Annotated in this window: 14 protein-coding genes; 10 read left to right on the top strand and 4 right to left on the bottom strand. The window is 63.1% G+C overall.

The window, feature by feature from the left end:
* Position 1: 1 nt before the first annotated feature.
* From JQ611_RS34595 to JQ611_RS34570, 6 genes are all read left to right on the top strand, one after another.
* Positions 2 to 943, top strand: coding sequence for an ABC transporter permease (locus JQ611_RS34595; RefSeq protein ID WP_212386469.1), 942 nt, complete (start codon positions 2 to 4; stop codon positions 941 to 943).
* Positions 940 to 2,751: a dipeptide/oligopeptide/nickel ABC transporter permease/ATP-binding protein gene (locus tag JQ611_RS34590; RefSeq protein WP_212467984.1), complete on the top strand. Its 1,812-nt coding sequence runs from the start codon at positions 940 to 942 to the stop codon at positions 2,749 to 2,751. The genes JQ611_RS34595 and JQ611_RS34590 overlap by 4 nt, the downstream gene beginning before the upstream one ends.
* Positions 2,748 to 3,602, top strand: a complete 855-nt coding sequence (locus JQ611_RS34585) for an ATP-binding cassette domain-containing protein (protein ID WP_212386471.1) — start codon at positions 2,748 to 2,750, stop codon at positions 3,600 to 3,602. The genes JQ611_RS34590 and JQ611_RS34585 overlap by 4 nt, the downstream gene beginning before the upstream one ends.
* A complete protein-coding gene (locus JQ611_RS34580; RefSeq protein ID WP_212467983.1) occupies positions 3,599 to 5,140 on the top strand; it encodes an ABC transporter substrate-binding protein in 1,542 nt (513 codons plus the stop codon). The genes JQ611_RS34585 and JQ611_RS34580 overlap by 4 nt, the downstream gene beginning before the upstream one ends.
* A 22-nt stretch (positions 5,141 to 5,162) precedes the next feature.
* Positions 5,163 to 6,074, top strand: a complete 912-nt coding sequence (locus tag JQ611_RS34575; RefSeq protein ID WP_212467982.1) for an alpha/beta hydrolase — start codon at positions 5,163 to 5,165, stop codon at positions 6,072 to 6,074.
* Between the two features lie 167 nt (positions 6,075 to 6,241).
* A complete protein-coding gene (locus JQ611_RS34570; protein WP_212467981.1) occupies positions 6,242 to 7,165 on the top strand; it encodes a DMT family transporter in 924 nt (307 codons plus the stop codon).
* 3 nt (positions 7,166 to 7,168) lie between these two features.
* Here JQ611_RS34570 and JQ611_RS34565 read toward each other — a convergent pair whose 3' ends face one another.
* The 3 genes from JQ611_RS34565 to JQ611_RS34555 are packed head-to-tail and all read right to left on the bottom strand — an operon-like array spanning position 7,169 to position 10,390.
* On the bottom strand, positions 7,169 to 8,728 hold the full coding sequence (locus tag JQ611_RS34565) for an MDR family MFS transporter (RefSeq protein WP_212467980.1): 1,560 nt from the start codon (positions 8,726 to 8,728) through the stop codon (positions 7,169 to 7,171).
* Between the two features lie 2 nt (positions 8,729 to 8,730).
* The gene (locus tag JQ611_RS34560; protein WP_212467979.1) at positions 8,731 to 9,918 is read right to left on the bottom strand and encodes an HlyD family secretion protein; all 1,188 of its coding nucleotides are present in this window, start codon (positions 9,916 to 9,918) and stop codon (positions 8,731 to 8,733) included.
* Positions 9,911 to 10,390, bottom strand: coding sequence for a MarR family winged helix-turn-helix transcriptional regulator (locus tag JQ611_RS34555; RefSeq protein WP_212268781.1), 480 nt, complete (start codon positions 10,388 to 10,390; stop codon positions 9,911 to 9,913). Before JQ611_RS34555 ends, JQ611_RS34560 begins: the two co-directional genes overlap by 8 nt.
* A gap of 153 nt (positions 10,391 to 10,543) precedes the next feature.
* Here JQ611_RS34555 and JQ611_RS34550 point away from each other — a divergent pair, with 153 nt between their 5' ends.
* Both JQ611_RS34550 and JQ611_RS34545 read left to right on the top strand, forming a co-directional pair.
* Positions 10,544 to 11,029 carry a Fur family transcriptional regulator gene (locus JQ611_RS34550; protein WP_212268782.1) on the top strand — a complete coding sequence of 162 codons (486 nt, stop codon included), beginning with the start codon at positions 10,544 to 10,546 and terminating at the stop codon, positions 11,027 to 11,029.
* Positions 11,030 to 11,061: 32 nt separating this feature from the next.
* Positions 11,062 to 12,003: a DMT family transporter gene (locus tag JQ611_RS34545; RefSeq protein ID WP_212467978.1), complete on the top strand. Its 942-nt coding sequence runs from the start codon at positions 11,062 to 11,064 to the stop codon at positions 12,001 to 12,003.
* 213 nt (positions 12,004 to 12,216) lie between these two features.
* Here the strand turns inward: JQ611_RS34545 and JQ611_RS34540 are convergent, their stop codons facing one another.
* On the bottom strand, positions 12,217 to 13,083 hold the full coding sequence (locus JQ611_RS34540) for a sulfurtransferase (RefSeq protein ID WP_212467977.1): 867 nt from the start codon (positions 13,081 to 13,083) through the stop codon (positions 12,217 to 12,219).
* A 325-nt stretch (positions 13,084 to 13,408) separates the two neighbouring features.
* On the opposite strand from JQ611_RS34540, the gene ispG reads away from it, so the two are divergent.
* Together ispG and JQ611_RS34530 are read left to right on the top strand one after the other, a co-directional pair.
* On the top strand, positions 13,409 to 14,692 hold the full coding sequence (gene ispG, locus JQ611_RS34535; protein WP_212268785.1) for a flavodoxin-dependent (E)-4-hydroxy-3-methylbut-2-enyl-diphosphate synthase: 1,284 nt from the start codon (positions 13,409 to 13,411) through the stop codon (positions 14,690 to 14,692).
* Between the two features lie 199 nt (positions 14,693 to 14,891).
* On the top strand, positions 14,892 to 15,773 hold the full coding sequence (locus JQ611_RS34530; protein ID WP_212467976.1) for a TauD/TfdA family dioxygenase: 882 nt from the start codon (positions 14,892 to 14,894) through the stop codon (positions 15,771 to 15,773).
* The last annotated feature ends 492 nt before the right edge of the window (positions 15,774 to 16,265 follow it).

Genomic DNA, 16,265 nt, shown 5'->3' with positions numbered 1-16,265 from the left:
AATGCTGGCGACAATTCGAACCCGGCTCCTGTTGTCGGTGCCGCTGCTGCTGATCGTCACGCTGGTGTCGTTTGTCCTGAACAGCCTGTCGCCCAGCGACCTCGCGCGGACGATATTGGGAGCCGACGGTACGCAGGAGCAGTACCTCGCACTTCGCCACGATTTGGGGCTCGATCGGTCGATCTTGATTCAATATGCATCGTGGCTCGGCAACGCCTTGAGCGGCGATCTCGGCGCGTCATACCTTACCAAGGAACGCGTCTTGTCGATGCTCAACCCACGCCTTGGGGTTACACTGTCGATCATGACCGGCGTCATGCTGGTCTGTGTGTCGCTTGGGCTCCTGTTCGGCGTATTGAGTGCGCTTCGTGGTGGCTGGATCGGCAAGGCGATTGACGTCTTGTCGCTCGTCGGATTGATGATGCCGTCGTTCCTGGCCGCGCTGCTCTTCATCATGGTGTTCGCGGTCTGGCTGCGTTGGCTCCCCGCGACCGGCTACGTGATGTTTTCGCAGGATCCCGCCGGCTGGCTGGCCAGCCTGGTCTTGCCAATCCTTTCAGTCTCATTCCTGCCGATCGCCAACATCGCCAAGCAGACCCGCGACGGCATGAATGACGTGCTGCGCCGTGATTTTATCCGAGCCTTGCGGGCAAGCGGCGTGCCCGAGGGCTCGATCATCTGGAAACACGCTCTGCGCAATGCAGCGTTACCGGTCATCACTGTCCTCGGACTCGTCATGATCGGCGCCATTTCGGGAACGGTATTCGTGGAGCGCGTGTTCGTACTCCCGGGCCTCGGCAGTCTGGCCGTCGACGCCGCGCAGCAGAACGACATAGCGGTCCTGCAAGGCGCCACGCTCTATTTCGGTTTGCTCGCGGTCGCGATCAACCTGCTAGTCGACCTCAGTTACGGCTGGCTCAATCCGCGGGTACGGCTGTCATGACGCAAGGCCAGTCTCCGATCGCTGGCGCGCTAGCGCTCGAAACCCTGCGGGTGCCAAAAGCATTGCCCAGGCCGGCCCGTTTCCTCGCGAGGCTGCTCGGTCGTCCACTTGCGCTCCTTGCGCTGATCTGGATCGCAATTGTCGTGGTCGGCGGTCTGTTCGCCGGCCAGATCTCGAGCTATGACCCGCTCGATCAGGATCTGCTCGCCATCAAACAGCTGCCGAGCGCGGAGCATCTGCTGGGGACCGACGCGCTCGGACGTGATGTTCTGAGCCGCCTGCTGCACGGTACGACCCCCAGCCTTGTCGGCGTCGTTCAGGCGCTGGCGGTCGTCAGCCTGATCGGCGTGCTGCTCGGCCTCAGCGCCGGTTATTTCGGCGGTTGGTGGGATCGCCTCGTCGTACAATATGTCAGCCTCCTGCAGGCCATTCCCGTCATTGTGGTGCTGTTGTCCGTATTGAGCATCTTCGGCCAGTCGATGTCCGCAGCCATGGTCACGCTCGGTATTCTTGGCTCGGCCGGTGTGTCGCGCGTCGTGCGCAGCGTGGTGCTCGGCGTCCGCGAGGAACTCTACATAGCCGCCGCTCGAATCTCTGGCCTTGGCGATGCGCGTATCATCCTGACGCACATACTGCCCCGCATTTTTGGCCCGGTGGTCGTTCAACTCGCCCTCTTCGCGTGCATCACGGTTGTTATCCAGACCGGCATAAACTTCCTGGGCCTCGGTGTTCCACCACCTGCGCCGAGTTGGGGCGGCATGGTGTTTGAGGCCTCCGCATCGATCAACGACTTTCCCTGGCTGCTGCTTCCGACCGGTAGCGTGCTGGCGCTGACAATTCTCAGTTTCGGGCTGCTTGGCGACAGCCTCCGCGACACGGCGGTCGAGACCTGGGCCGCAGCCGCGCATCGGCACACGCCACAGGTGCGAGTACCCGAGCCGATTACCGATGCGCCGGCCCACACGATCCTCGCGCTGCGCGATCTGACCATTGTGAGCGGTCAAGGTGAAAGTGCACGCACGCTGGTCGACCACGTCAATCTCGATCTTGCCAACGCAGAAACGCTCGGGATTGTCGGCGAAAGCGGCAGCGGCAAGACGCTGACCGTGATGTCGATGCTTGGCCTGCTGCCGGCAGGAACGCGCATGACGTCCGGTCGCATGAGCCTGGATGGCACGACCATCGATCTCGGCAACCAACGCCAGCTCGAGGCGCTGCGCGGCGGCACAATAGGCATGATCTTCCAGGAGCCTATGGCCGCGCTCGATCCGTGTTTCACGGTAGGTCATCACCTCGCCGAGGTAATCCGGGTGCACAAGGGCGGGTCCAGGGCGGATATCGAAAAGCAGATCATCGCATTGTTGCATCAAGTCAAAATTACCAACCCTGAAGATGTCGCCCGTCGCTACCCGCACCAGATATCGGGCGGCATGGCCCAGCGGGTTGGTATCGCGCGGGCTCTGGCGGCAGAGCCCAGGATCCTGCTTGCGGACGAGCCAACGACGGCGCTCGACGTCACGGTGCAGGCCGAGATCCTCGAACTGCTCCGCGCCCTCAGCGCTTCGCGCAACATGGCGGTGATAATCGTGACGCATGATTGGGGCGTTGTGGCTGACATCTGCGACCGGGCGATGGTGCTCTATCAGGGCCGCGCGCTCGAGACCGCAAGCGTCGTCGATCTGTTCGAGAGGCCAAGCCATCCCTATACCGCGGCTTTGCTGAAAGCCAATCCGCATGGGGCAAAGCCGGGCGAACCGCTGCCGACGATCGAAGAGACGCTGCGATCGATTCAGGAAGGTGTGGGATGAGCGGACCGCTTCTCAGCATTTCGGACCTGCACGTTCATTTCGCGCAGCGCAGCGCGCGGGTTTTTCGTGCCCTCAATGGTGTGTCCTTCGACGTGATGGCCGGCGAAACGGTCGGGCTCGTCGGCGAGTCCGGCTCCGGCAAAACGACGATCGGTCGCGTCATCCTCGGCCTGGCTCCGGCCACGTCGGGGCGTGTCATGTTCGACGGCGAGGACATCACGCATGCGTCGCGGCGCCGGCGCCGAGATCTGGCGCGCGAGATCCAGGTGGTGTTCCAGGACCCATACGGCTCGCTCAATCCGACGCGCACGATCGGCGACACGCTGGCAGAACCCCTGCTGATGGACCGTGCACTGTCGCGCACTGAGCGTGACGCCCGCATCAGCGACGTTCTGAACCGCGTCGGGATGCCGACCGACGCCGCCACGCGTTATCCCGCGCAGTTTTCCGGCGGCCAGCGACAGCGCATCGCGATTGCGCGCGCGGTCATTGCCCGTCCGCGCCTTGTCGTCTGCGACGAGCCGGTCAGCGCGCTCGATCTCTCGGTCCAGGCGCAGGTCCTGAACCTTCTCAGCGAATTGCAGAAGAGCATGGGTCTGTCGCTCTTGTTCATCTCCCACGACTTGACAGTCGTGCGGCACGTGTCTCACCGCACCGTCGTGCTTTACAAGGGTGAGATCGTAGAGCACGGGGATTCTCAGGCCGTCCACGAGGCACCTCAGCATTCGTATACACGGGCACTGCTGTCGGCCGCGCCCGTTCCGAATCCGAAGGAACAACGCCAGCGTCGCGAGGCGTGGCGCCGTCAAAAAGAAATGATTGCATCCGAGGCTGGAGGAAACCACTTATGAAAAATCTATTGGCCACCCGGCGGCTTTTTCTTGCCGCCATACTCGCAACCACATCGCTCGCCGCGGCGGGCAGTGCCTTCGCACAGCAGAAAGTATTGACGGTCGGCAGTGCCTTTGTGCCGGTCAGCCTCGATCCCGCGCTGAGCGGTAACGGCCGCGCCGGCATGGCGATCGGGCCTGCCTACGAGCCGCTGGTGCGCGTCGCCGCGGACGGCTCGTTCCGCCCGGCGCTGGCCACCAAATGGGAAATGTCCCCCGACAGCAAGTCGGTGACATTCACGCTGCGCGAGGGCGCTAAATTCAGCGATGGCGAGCCGGTCACGGCGGAAGCTGCAAAGAAATCGATCGAATATTTCCGAGGCAAGGGTGGCGGCTTCGCGACCAATCTGAAGACCCTGACGTCGATCGACGTGCTGGGGCCGTACCAGTTCCGTATCAACATGTCGGAACCGCAACCCGCCCTCGTCAACCTGTTCGAAGCCTATTGGAATGGCGGCATGCTGATCAGCCCCAAAGGCGTCGACAATCCGGACAGTCTCGCCAAGGAAACATTCGGCGCCGGTCCCTACAAGATCGATCCAGCGGCGACCATTCTCGGCAAGAGCTATACCTACGTTCCAAACCCGCATTACTACGACAAGAGCAGGGTGAAGTGGGACAAGGTCGTTATCTCGGTCTTTCAGGATCAGAACGCCGGCATCCAGGCCATGAAGGCGGGCCAGTTGATGCTCCTCAGCTCCGATCCGCTCACCGCCAACTCGAATGCGGCGAACCTTCCGCCCACCATACGTATCGTGTCGGAGCCGGTCGGTTGGACCGGACTTATCCTGAGTGATCGCAATGGCGAGGGTCCGCAACCCTATCTCAAGGACGTGCGCGTCCGCCAGGCGATCAACCATGCGCTCGACCGCAAGCTGATGTCGCAGGCGCTTTTCGGAAAATTTGCCGAGCCGACGGCGCAACTGCAGGCGCGCGGCTTTGTCGGCTACGACGCCAAGCTCGAGGAGCGCTACCCCTATGACCCCGCCAAGGCGAAGGAATTACTCGCGGCTGCGGGCTATCCGAACGGATTCGAACTGACGGTCGCCTACGTCAACAACTCCATGAGCCAGTTCCTGCAACAGGCCGTCGGCGCCCAGCTTCGCAAGGTCGGCATTACCGTCAAGGGCATCGAAGCCCAGCACTTTGGTGTTATGCGGAGCATGGCAGACAACAAGGCGTTCTCGGCCGCGGTCCTCAACTCGAACTCGGGTATTCCGAACCTCGCCAAGTTTCAGGTGCTCGATGCCAAGGGTGGCTTCAACTACTACTCCAACACGGACGACACGTTGACCAGGCTGATGGAAGAAGCCTCGAACCTGCCGGTAGACCAGGCCGGGGACGCCTGGAAGAAGGTCTATGGCCACGTCGTGGAGGTCGCGTGGCTCGCGCCCGTTGCGGCGATACATGTCGCCTACTTTGCCTCGAACGCCATCAAGACGCCGCCGATCGGCCAATCGGTCGTGATCGATCTGACGAACGTCGAACCTGCAAACTGACGCTCTTGCCCGCGGAGATACCATGACTACAGAGAACCGACAGCCACTCGATCCCGCCATCGCCGAGATAGAGCGCAAGTGGAAGGAAAGCGGCATCCCCGATCTGTATGCCGGACGCAATGGCCCGGTCAGCCGCGAACGGGCGCGCAATATTCGCGCGTTTCTCTATCCCAAGCCCAATCTGCCGACGGGCAAGCTTGAAAGAACCAGCATTGCGGGTCCGAACGGGCCCATCACCATCGAGATCGTGCAGCCGGTCGAAGGCGCGCCGATTGGCACGCTCGTCTATTTCCACGGCGGCGGCTACATCGTCGGCGATATCGACAGCCACCAGGCCCATGCGATCCGGTTTGCCAATCGTGCGCGCGTCGTCGTCGTCAACGTTGATTATCGGCTGGCGCCCGAGCACCCCTTTCCCCAGGGCGTCGAAGATGCCATCGCAGGTGCCAAATGGGCGCACGCCAACCTTGACCGGCTGGGCGGAGCGGGCAAGCCGCTGGCGGTCGGCGGCGATAGTGCCGGCGGCAATTTCGCGGCCGTGACGGCCGTCAAGTGCCGCGAAGCCGGTATCAAACTCGCTGCCCAGGTACTGCTCTACGGCGCGTTCGACGTGCGCAAGGACCGCAATCCGGACATCCGTGAGCCGTACTTCGGCAGCGGCGACGTTGAAGCGAAACTCAACGATGTGCGCGCATCGCCGATTCTCGCGGATCTCAAAGGCCTCGCGCCTGCGATCATCGGTGTCGGCCCGTACGACTTTCTCTATGAGCACAGCGTGAACTATCACGCCGCCTTGAAGGCCGTGGGCGTGCCGGTGATTTATCGCGAGTTTCCGACATTGAACCACGGGTTTTTCAGTTACACCTCGATCTCACCCGCCAGCGCCGCCGCTGCCGATCTCATCTGCGACGACCTCAGGGGGCTGCTCGCATAGAGCGGGTACGGCACCGCCCCCGACGAGATCCTGCTGACGGAACGGCAGCGGGCCGATAACGCAGGCCACGAGTTTCGGCTGCCGCTAGAGCTGCTCGGATCGATGTGCTAGCTGACAGGGGCGGCGGGGCAGGACCGCGCCGCCGGGAATGTCTGAAGCGATCGACCATGAGCGAACCACAAGCGGCAACAGGCGCGCGGACGCACGAAGTGCTGGGCCTGCTCGGCTTCCTCCTGGTCGCCACCGCCCAGGTCTCCAACATGATCCTGGCGCGCGGCGTGGCCGGCAGTGTTCCGCCGTTCTCGATCGCGTTCTTCCGCTGGAGCATCGTGGCGCTCGGCCTGCTGCCGGTCGTCGTGATGGCGCTGCGCGAGAAGCCCGCATCGTTGCGCGGGCAGTGGCCGGGCATCGCGCTGGCCGGCTTTCTCGGCATGTTCATCTGCGGCGGCCCGGTCTATGTCGCCGGGATCACCACGTCGGCGATCAACCTCGCGCTGATCATGGCGCTGTCGCCGATCGTCGTGCTGCTGTTCTCCTTTGCCACCGGGCGGGAATCCATTTCCCGCAGGCAAATCATCGGCATGGCGGTCGCGCTGGCCGGCGCACTCCTGATCATCACCAAAGGACAGGCCTCGGTCGGGACGGGCCTCTCCACCGGCGATCTCCTGGCGCTGCTCGCGATGCTGGGCTGGGCCGGATACACGCTGATGCAAAATCGCGTCGGCCAGGGCGTCAGCTTTTTGGCGCGGATCGGCCTGTTCGCGGCGGCCGGCGCGCTGTTCTCGCTGCCGTTTGCGGCCCATGAAATCTGGCAGGCACCATCAGCCGCCTTCACCGGCCGCGCCGCGCTCGTCTATCTCTTTGCGGGTCTCGTCCCCGGGCTGTTTGCCTACGGGGCCTATGCCTGGCTCGGGGGGCGCTTCGGCGCGGTATCGACTTCGCTCAGCCTCTATCTCGGCCCGATCGTCAGTGCGGTGCTGTCGATCCTCTTTCTCGGCGAGGCGCCGACAATCATCCATCTGATCGGCGGCGCGCTGTCGCTTGGCGGCATGTATTTGTGCCTGCGGTCAAAGCCGGGCGAGGCGCGATAGTCTCTACTCGATGACAGCATGATCCGGTGCCACCGACTGGGCGCGCAACGTCGCCTTGGTCGAACCGATCATGATGGCCAGCGGGATCGAGACCAGAACGAACAACATCACCAGCTGGTAGTCCTGCGAGAAGGCGATGATCTGCGACTGCGCCTTGACCATGGCGTCCGCCATGGCGCGGCCGGTATCGGTGGTAAGATCGATCATGCCGCGCACATTGGGCATCTGCAGGGCGTGGTTGAACGGGTTGATATTTTCCGACAGCCCCGCATAGACCCGCCGCGATCCCTCGGTCAGCTGCGAGATCACGATCGAAATGCCGACCGAGCTCGCGACATTGCGCATCAATGTCAGCATCGAGGTGCCGTCGGTGCGCAGGTGATTGGGCAGCGTGAGGAACGCCACGGTGGACAGCGGCACGAACACCAGCCCAAAGCCGAATCCCTGCAGCACGCTGATCACGACGATCTCGGTGACGCCGGTCTGGTCGGTCCACCCCGTCATGTAGAATAGCGAAATAGCGGTGATGCTGAGGCCGGCAATGATCAGATTGCGCGCCTCGACAAAGCGCATCATGCGGCCGACCAGCATCATCGCGACGAAAGTGCCGCAGCCGCGGGTCGCCAGCAGCACGCCGGCGGTGATGATGGGATAGCCGATCACGTTCTGCAGGAACGGCGACGACAGCGCCATGGTCGAAAACAGCACCAGGCCCATGACCGCCATGAACACGCAGCCGCCGACGAAATTCTTGTCCTTGAACAGCGCGAACTGGATGAACGGCTTCGAGGTCGTGAACGAATGCGCCAGGAAATAATAGAAACCGATGCCGGCGATGATGAACTCGGCGATGATCTCGTTGGATTCCAGCCAGCCGAGCTGCTCGCCGCGGTCGAGCGCCAGCTGCAGCGATCCGATCGAGACCGCGAGCGCCGTGAAGCCGAACCAGTCGAAGCGCAGCTCCTGGTCCTTTCCGGTCTCGTCCATGAAGATCATGAGGCCGAGCACGGTGAAGATGCCGAACGGCAAATTGACGAAGAACACCCAATGCCAGGAATAGGTTTCGGTCAGCCACGCGCCTAATGAGGGTCCCATGATCGGACCCATCATCACGCCCATGCCCCAGATCGCCATCGCCTTGGCGCGTTCGTGCAGCGCGTAGGAATCCAGCATCACCGCCTGCGACAGCGGCACCAATGCCGCGCCGAACACGCCCTGCAGCAGACGAAACAGCACCATCTGGTTGATGTCTTGCGCCAGGCCACACAGCACGGATGCCATCGTGAAGCCGGCCGAGCAGACGATAAAGATGCGCTTGCGGCCGAAGCGGTTGGCGATCCAGCCCACCGGCGCGGTCATGATCGCGGCGGCGACGATATAGGAGGTCAGCACCCAGTTGATCTGGTCCTGCGAGGCCGACAGCGAGCCCTGCATGTAGGGCAGCGCGACATTGGCGATGGTGGTGTCGAGCGCCTGCATGATCGTCGCCGTCATGGCGCAGATCGTCACCATGTTCCGGCGCAGGCCGGGAACCGCAGCAGGTGACGAGTCCGGCGCCGGCATGGTCAGTCGGTTTCGTGGTTAGCCGCCGCCGGCGAGAGGCCGAGCAGGTGCGCGAGCGAGCGGCGATGGTTGGTGTCGATGCTGGCATAGACGCTCATGCCGGCCTTGAGCTTGCGGACGAACTTGTCGTTCTTGTCGAAATAGATCCGCACCGGAACGCGCTGCACCACCTTGACGAAATTGCCGGTCGCGTTCTGCGGCGGCAGGATCGCGAATTGCGCGCCGGTGCCGGGCGAGAGCGAGCCGACCGTGCCCTTGAACACGTGGTTGGGGAAGGCGTCGACGTCGAGCGTGACGCTCTGGCCGACCGCCACATAGGTGAAGTCGGACTCCTTCGGATTGGCGTCGACCCAGGGGTTGGCGACGTCGATGATGGAAAACACCGGGCTGCCCGCCATCACGAAGCGGCCGAGCTGGATCTGCTCGACCTGCGTCGCGACGCCGTTCATCGGCGCGCGCACGGTGGTCAAATCAAGGTTGCGCTGGGCGTCGTCTAGCGCCGCCTTGGCCTGCATGTAGGCCGGAAACGCTTCGAGCGGCAGCTCGGGATCGCCGAGCAGCTGGTTGAGGGCGTTGGATCGTTGTTGCGTGACCAGCTGGCGCTGCGCCTGTGCGGTGACCAGGGTCGTGGCGCTGTTGTCGAGATCGAGCTGCGAGCCGGCCTGGCTCTTGACCAGCGAATTCTTGCGCTCGACGTCCTTTTGCTTGAGCGCGATGCCGGCGTTGACCAGTTCGATGGTCTGTCCGTACAGCTTCACGTTGGCGACAAGGGTGTCGTGGCTGACCTTGGCGTCATCGAGCTTGGAGCGCGCCTGCGCTACCGCCAGGCGGAACGGCACCGGGTCGATCTGGAACAGGGTGTCGCCGGTCGAGACCTGCTGGCCTTCCTTCACGGTCACGTTGATGATCTTGCCTGATACGTCTGACGTGATCAGCACCTTCTGCGCGCCGACATAGGCATCATCGGTGGTCACGTAGCGGCCGCCATTGAGATAAAAGGTAATCCCGGCCACCGCGGCGACCAGCGGCAGCACCACCAGCAGCAGGAAACGGCGATAGCGGCGCATGCCGGCCATCAGCCGGCGGCGCGGCTCCGCGGCCAGTTTCGGGCGCGGCGTCGGCGAATCCGGACTGCCCTTCTGTTCGGCAGCCTTCTGCTCGGGGGGGAATTTGAGCACGGGATCAGCCATAGCGCTGTTCCTTCCTGGGCGGTTCGCTGGGCGGATTCTGGACCGCGTTGCGAACGTTTTCCTTGATCAGATCGAGTTGCGACAGCAGGCGGTGGGCATCGGCGGGATTGATGCCTTCCAGCGCGGTCGCGGTGAGTTCGGAGCGCAACCCGGCTAGCTTGCCGAGCAGCGGCCGCGCTGCCTTCTTCAGGTAAAGCCGGTTGACGCGGCGGTCGGTCTCGTCGCCGCGGCGCTCGATCCAGCCATTGTCGCAGAGCTTGTCGATCAATCGCGTCAGCGTGATCGGCTGCATTTCCATCAGTTCGGCGAGTTCCGTCTGCTTCAGGCCTTCGGATCGTTCGACCTTGGCCAAAACCGCCCATTGCGCGCGGGTGATGCCATAGCGCGCCGCCTGCTTGTCAGCATAGGCGCGCATCATCCGCTGCACTTCGCCGAGCGTAAACAGGAAGTTCATATCCACGGAACCGCGCATCGCCAGCCTCCATAAGCTTTGGATATTATAAGCTTGCTTATGAATTCTGCATGCCGGCTTAAGTGTTACCAGCTCCGCCCTCAGAACATGGCTGGTGTCTGCGGAACCACCGGGCTTTGGGATTGGGCGCCAAAATGCTACAAACCTGACGCAATGACCCTGGCAAAACCTACCTTTCCCGCACCCGACCACGATCACGGCCGCTGCGCCGCGGACGCGATCGCGCATGCCGAGCAGGTTTGCGCCAAGCGGGCGCAGAAATTCACTCCGATCCGGCGTCAGGTGCTGCTGGCGCTGCTGTCCAGCCACCGTCCGCTCGGGGCCTATGAGGTGATCGACGAACTCGCCAAGACGATGCCGCGGCCGGCGCCGATCACGGTCTACCGCGCGCTGGATTTCCTGATGGAAAACGGCCTCGTCCACCGCATCGAAAGCCGCAACGCCTTTCTCGCCTGCGCGCACGACCATGACGCGACCGCGATGGTGGCGTTCCTGATCTGCGACCATTGCGGCTCGGTCGGCGAAATTCCCGCGGCCCCGGTCGCGCAAAGCCTCAATGCGGCGGCGCGCGCGTCCGGCTTTGCGCCAAAGCTTTCCGTCGTCGAGATTGCCGGCACCTGCGCGCATTGTCAGAAATAAGAACGCGGCGCCAAGCCGGGCTACGAGGATAAATGTCGTCCAATCCTGTGATCTCTGCCGCCGGGCGTGCCCTCACCCCGGGCGCTATCGCCTTGATGCTGATGCTGTGCCTGAGCTGGGGTTTTAATCAGATCGCGGTGAAGCTGGTATTGCCGGACGTGCCGCCGATGCTGCAGGCCCTGGTCCGCTCGCTTGGCGCGTTGCCGGTGTTGCTGATCATCGGCTGGTTTCGCGGCGTCAGATTCTTCGCGCGCGACGGCACGCTGTGGCCCGGCATGATCGCGGGCGTCATCTTCGGTATTGAATTCGTGCTGATCTATCGCGGCCTGCTGCTGACGTCGGCGTCGCGGGCCGCGGTGTTTTTGTACACGGCGCCGTTCTTCGTAGCGCTTGGCTCCTACGTCTTTCTCGGCGAACGGCTGCGCGCCTCGCAATGGGGCGGGCTCGCTTTGAGTTTTGCCGGTGTGGCGCTGGCGATCGGCGTCCCCCAGGCCAATGTCGATGCCAATGTGTTGATGGGTGATCTTTTGATCGTCGTGGGCGGCGCGCTGTGGGCGACCACGACGCTGATCGTCAAGGCCACCGCGCTGATCAAGGCGCCGGCGGAAAAGGGGCTCGGCTATCAGGTGGCGATCTCGATCCCGATCCTGGCGCTTGCGGCGTGGATTTCCGGCGAAACCATCACCCATATTCCCGGGCCGCTGTCGCTGGCGCTGCTGGCCTATCAGGCGTTCTGGGTCGTGGGCCTGACGTTCCTGCTGTGGTTTGCGCTGGTGAAAACCTATTCGGCCAGCAAATTATCGGCCTTCACCTTCATCACGCCGCTGTTCGGCGTGGTGGCCGCGTATTTCATCCTGCACGACACGCTGACGATCGCGTTTGGCGTCGCAGCGCTGCTGGTCATCGCCGGGCTCTATCTCGTCAACCGGCCCGTGGCGGCAAGGGCAGAAGTAGCGCCGGATCCGAATGTGTGAGGGCTCAAGTGCGTCGGCGAAGGCGCTGCGCTCCCTCTCCCGCTTGCGGGGGAGGGCTGGGGTGGGGGTGTTGCCGCGAGTCGGACCGATCGTGTGGAGAGAGCCCCCCCCCCGGCGCTTACGCGCCGACCTAAGAGCGAGCTTCGCTCGTCGCGTCCCCCGCAAGCGGGAGAGGTGAAGCGAGTCTTCGGCCCGTCCGACAATCACCACATGCTAATCCGTCTCGATCGGCAGCGCCTCGTCCTTGGCCCATTCGCCCATCGAGGCGTCGTAGAGCGTCAGGTTGTCGTAGCCGAGCCGGTGCAGCAGGAACAGGTCGATGGTGGCCGAGATGCCGCCGCCGCAATAGGCGATCACCTGCTTGTCCTTGCGCAGGCCTTGCGTCGCGAATTTCGCTTCGGCGTCCGCAAGCAGCACGAAAACGCGCGTCGAGGGATCGAGCAAGGTTGCCGCCGATACGTTGCAGCTGCCGGGAATCCGTCCGGGCCGGCCATAACGGCTTGGCTCCAGTCCCCGGTGGAATTGCGGGCCCAGCGCGTTGACGACCACGGCGCTGTGATCTCGGACAGCAGCGAGCACCTCGTCCTTGCCGACGAAATGACCGGGCCTCGGCTTCGCCTTGAAGGTGGCCTTCTTATATCCCTTGGGCGCGCCCGTCTCGATCTCCCGCTCCTCGGCCTTCCATTTGTCGAAGCAGCCATCGAGAACAGCGACATTGTCAAAGCCGAGCGATCTCAGCATCCACCAGAACCGCGTCGCCCACATCGGCGTGCCGATCGAATAGAGCACGACGCGGCCATCGGCACTGACGCCGTGCCGCCCGAACGCCGCCTCGAGTTGCGTGATATCAGGCATCATGAAGCGAAGCTCGATACCCTGTTGGGAGAATTCGCCCTGCAGGTCGAGAAAATCCGCGCCGGGAATGTGGCCGGCCGCGAAGGTCTGGTCGCCGGGCACCGCGATATAGGGCGCGTTGCTGCCTTCGGGCGCCGGTTCGAGATAGGTCGTGCAATCGAACAGCCGCAGGTTGGGCCGGTCGAGGATGCCGGCAAGTTCCGTCGTACTGATCAGCTCCGACATGCTAAACCTCCCGTTATTTGAATGATGGTAGAGCAGGATCCGGAAAAGTGGGAACCGGTTCTCCGAAAAGATCACGCTTGAACAAAAAGGGGGTCTCCGACGTCACATGAAAAGCCGCCCTGCCCGGCGCATCTTGCCCTTTCAATCCGGCGATTCCTGTCCAATATAGCTGACAGGGAGGCCGAGTGTTGATCGCCTGCCTCCAACCGCAATGGCGGGATTAAGCCATTGAAAATACAGAGATAAAGTTCAAATTTGGGTCCGGCCGGCTGGCCCATCCCCGTCCCCTTGGTGAATGTCACCAAAACCTGATATTCGAGACGCCATGAACAAGCCCGAAAAACCGCCGCAAGACGACGTCGCCGGCCCCAGCGCCCGGCATAAAACCACCCAGGTCATGGTCGGCAATGTCGCCGTCGGCGGCGGTGCGCCGATCGTCGTGCAGTCTATGACCAACACCGACACCGCCGATATCGACGGCACCATCGCCCAGGTCGCAGCCTTGTCGCGCGCCGGCTCCGAGATGGTCCGCATCACGGTGGACCGTGACGAGGCCGCCGCTGCCGTTCCGCACATTCGCGACGGTTTGCGCAAGCGCGGCATCACCACGCCCCTGATCGGCGACTTCCATTACATCGGCCACAAGCTGCTGGCGGATTATCCGGCCTGCGCCGAAGCGCTCGACAAATACCGCATCAATCCCGGCAATGTCGGCTTCAAGAACAAGCGCGACACCCAGTTTGCCGACATCATCGAGATCGCCAACAAGAACAACAAGGCGGTCCGCATCGGCGCCAATTGGGGTTCGCTCGATCAGGAACTGCTCACCAAGCTGATGGACGAGAACACCGCCTTGCCGAACCCGCGCGATGCGCGCGCGGTGATGCGCGAAGCCATGGTGCAGTCGGCGCTGCTGTCGGCGGCCCGCGCCCAGGAACTGGGCATGCCCAAGAACAAGATGATCCTGTCGGCGAAGGTTTCCGCCGTGCAGGATCTGATCGCGGTCTACGAGGTACTCGCGGAGCGTTCGGATTACGCGATCCATCTCGGCCTCACCGAGGCCGGCATGGGATCGAAGGGCATCGTGGCGTCATCCGCGGCGCTCGGCATCCTGCTGCAGGAAGGCATCGGCGACACCATCCGCATTTCGCTGACGCCCGAGCCCGGCGGCGATCGCACGCTGGAAGTCCAGGTCGCGCAGGAACTGCTGCAGACCATGGGTTTTCGAACCTTCGTGCCGCTGGTCGCGGCATGCCCCGGCTGCGGCCGCACCACCTCCACCACGTTCCAGGAACTGGCGCGCTCGATCCAGGATTTCATCAGGGAAGAGATGCCGGGCTGGAAAACGCAATATCCCGGCGTCGAAGCGTTGAACGTCGCGGTCATGGGCTGCATCGTCAACGGCCCCGGCGAATCCAAGCACGCCAATATCGGCATCTCGCTGCCCGGGACCGGCGAAGCCCCGGCCGCCCCGGTGTTCGTCGACGGCAAGAAGTTCCGCACCCTGCGCGGCCCGAGCATCGCCGCCGACTTCAAGGCGCTGGTGATCGACTATATCGATCAGCGTTATGGTGCGAATGCCAAGGCACCGGTGACGGCGGCGGAGTAGCCATCGGTGTCGTCCCGGCGAACGCCGGGACCCATACGCCGCGGCCTTAATTTTGCGGAAAATATCTAACGCCAGCACCCTCACCGATAGGTCGCGGCGTATGGGTCCCGGCTCAAGGCCGGGACGACACCTATTGCATTGCGCTCGGCATCGCCTGCGCTACGATGCTCCCAATCAATAATGATTGGGAGAAACGCCCATGTCTTCACTCTCCAGCAAGCAGGGACCCCGCTATCGGCATATCGCCGGCGAGAGCGAACCCTACGAGACTATCGGCGTCGAAAAACTGACCCCGATCATCGGCGCGGAGATTTCGGGCGTCGATCTCGCTGACTCGCTGTCGAACCGCACGATGGACGAAATCCACCGCGCGCTCGCCGAAAACCTCGTGATCTTCTTTCGCGACCAGCACATCACGCCGCAGCAGCATCTGGCATTCGGCCGGCAGTTCGGCGAGCTGCATATTCATCCGGCGGCACCACATGAGGGCGATGATCCCGCGTTGATGAAGATCTACGCCGACAAGGATTCACCGCGCGCCAATGGCGAGGGCTGGCACACCGATGTGTCCTGCGACGTCGAGCCGCCGATGGGCTCGATCCTCTACATCAGGCAGTGCCCGCCGCGCGGCGGCGACACGCTGTTCGCCAACATGTATGCGGCCTATGAATCGCTGTCGGACCGCATGAAGGCCTATCTCGACGCGCTAACCGCGCTGCATGACGGCGAACAGACCTATCGCGGGCTCTACGCCAATTACGGCGTCAAAGACCGCCCGGAATATCCGCGCGCCGAGCATCCTGTCGTGCGCACGCACCCGGTGACCGGCAAGAAGGCGCTCTACGTCAACCGCGGTTTTACGCGTTTCCTGATCGGCGTTCCCCGCGACGAGAGCGATGCGATGCTCGCCTATCTCTACCAGCATGCGGAAAATCCGCTGTTCCAGTGCCGCTTCCGCTGGACCGAAAACGCCATCGCGTTCTGGGACAACCGCTGCGGCCAGCACCGCGCGATGTGGGATTACTGGCCGCATACAAGGTCGGGCACGCGCGTGACCGTGAAAGGCGAGCGGCCGGTGTAGCTGCCTGCTCCGTCGTCATTCCGGGGCGCGCGCAGCGCGAGCCCGGAATCCATCAGGCCGCATGTGCTGTCGCCCGATGGATTCCGGGCTCTCGCTTCGCGAGCCCCGGAATGACGATCGAGGGTGCGACAAAACAACCCGACGGGCAAATCAATTCTGATTGTCCGAAATCGTGTCAAGTAGAAAATTTCTGTAAATCAAAAATATTTCTGTTGCCGGCCGACCCAAATCAGTGCGCATCTATCGCCATCCCGTCCCACTCAGAGGGCGTCGGCCGTCGTCACGGACGTTGGGCGGGTTGCGGTGGACGCTGGTTTACGCCTCGACGACGGCGTGGATAAGCGTACGGCAAAACGGTGTGGTCCTGGCACCCGTTGCAGGTGTCAAGCTGTCGGGTAGGCGAGAGCTGAACGGCAGCGACGGAGTCAACCAAGAACTCGTCTCCGGGGAGAGCACGGCATAAGCCGTAAAGCCATTGCGCAGGGAAGGCCG

The sequence above is a fragment of the Bradyrhizobium sp. AUGA SZCCT0182 genome, from assembly GCF_018130185.1.
In the GTDB taxonomy this organism is placed as follows: domain Bacteria; phylum Pseudomonadota; class Alphaproteobacteria; order Rhizobiales; family Xanthobacteraceae; genus Bradyrhizobium.
Note: the sequence above shows the minus strand (reverse complement) of the source record. Positions and strands in the feature narration are given on the sequence as shown.

Excerpts from the sequence above, each read along its gene's own strand:
- JQ611_RS34595 (WP_212386469.1), top strand. The coding sequence starts at position 2 with ATGCTGGCGACAATTCGAACCCGGCTCCTGTTGTCGGTGCCGCTGCTG.
- JQ611_RS34590 (WP_212467984.1), top strand. The coding sequence starts at position 940 with ATGACGCAAGGCCAGTCTCCGATCGCTGGCGCGCTAGCGCTCGAAACC.
- JQ611_RS34585 (WP_212386471.1), top strand. The coding sequence starts at position 2,748 with ATGAGCGGACCGCTTCTCAGCATTTCGGACCTGCACGTTCATTTCGCG.
- JQ611_RS34580 (WP_212467983.1), top strand. The coding sequence starts at position 3,599 with ATGAAAAATCTATTGGCCACCCGGCGGCTTTTTCTTGCCGCCATACTC.
- JQ611_RS34575 (WP_212467982.1), top strand. The coding sequence starts at position 5,163 with ATGACTACAGAGAACCGACAGCCACTCGATCCCGCCATCGCCGAGATA.
- JQ611_RS34570 (WP_212467981.1), top strand. The coding sequence starts at position 6,242 with ATGAGCGAACCACAAGCGGCAACAGGCGCGCGGACGCACGAAGTGCTG.
- JQ611_RS34565 (WP_212467980.1), bottom strand. The coding sequence starts at position 8,728 with ATGCCGGCGCCGGACTCGTCACCTGCTGCGGTTCCCGGCCTGCGCCGG.
- JQ611_RS34560 (WP_212467979.1), bottom strand. The coding sequence starts at position 9,918 with ATGGCTGATCCCGTGCTCAAATTCCCCCCCGAGCAGAAGGCTGCCGAA.
- JQ611_RS34555 (WP_212268781.1), bottom strand. The coding sequence starts at position 10,390 with ATGCGCGGTTCCGTGGATATGAACTTCCTGTTTACGCTCGGCGAAGTG.
- JQ611_RS34550 (WP_212268782.1), top strand. The coding sequence starts at position 10,544 with ATGACCCTGGCAAAACCTACCTTTCCCGCACCCGACCACGATCACGGC.
- JQ611_RS34545 (WP_212467978.1), top strand. The coding sequence starts at position 11,062 with ATGTCGTCCAATCCTGTGATCTCTGCCGCCGGGCGTGCCCTCACCCCG.
- JQ611_RS34540 (WP_212467977.1), bottom strand. The coding sequence starts at position 13,083 with ATGTCGGAGCTGATCAGTACGACGGAACTTGCCGGCATCCTCGACCGG.
- ispG (WP_212268785.1), top strand. The coding sequence starts at position 13,409 with ATGAACAAGCCCGAAAAACCGCCGCAAGACGACGTCGCCGGCCCCAGC.
- JQ611_RS34530 (WP_212467976.1), top strand. The coding sequence starts at position 14,892 with ATGTCTTCACTCTCCAGCAAGCAGGGACCCCGCTATCGGCATATCGCC.